The organism is Fructilactobacillus sp. X2R1C1, assembly GCF_059901435.1.
In genome coordinates this window covers 1-512 of the sequence record NZ_JBWXUV010000024.1, presented here as the reverse complement: position 1 = coordinate 512, position 512 = coordinate 1, and the positions used below count along the sequence as shown (strand labels likewise).

Annotated in this window: 1 pseudogene; it reads right to left on the bottom strand. The window is 28.7% G+C overall.

The annotated features are described in order from the left end of the window. Positions 1–512: pseudogene (locus AC6UDG_RS07285) on the bottom strand (beta-ketoacyl-[acyl-carrier-protein] synthase family protein); the annotation flags it as partial.

Sequence of the window (512 nt, the reverse complement as noted above, 5' to 3'; positions counted from 1 at the left end):
CTACTGACATATCATTAATAAATACAGAATTCTTTTTTCTATATTTACTTTTTTTATAACTATGTGCGTGATATAAATCACAGACAATAGAACAATTATATCCACCAAAAGCACTATTATTAATCATAAATTTTTTATCTTTATGATTAATCTCTTTTTTATTATTAGTTATAATTTTAAAGCCATTACAGTCATCTCTTATCTTAGTAAAATTCATAGTTGCAGGGTAATATCCTTCCTTTATCAAAAGAAGAGTAGTTGCAAATTCAATAACTGCTGCTGCACCAAGATTATGTCCAAAATATCCTTTACTAGAACTGACATAAATATCGTTAATTAAGTTTCCAAAAAAAGCCTTTATCCCCTTTAATTCAGCACCATCATTAGATAAAGTTCCTGTACCATGAGTATTAATATAGCCTATATCTTCTTTTTTCACGGATGAATTACGCAATGATCTAGATATAGCTGTTTTTACTCCTGAACCATTTGGATCTGGTGCAGTTGGATGA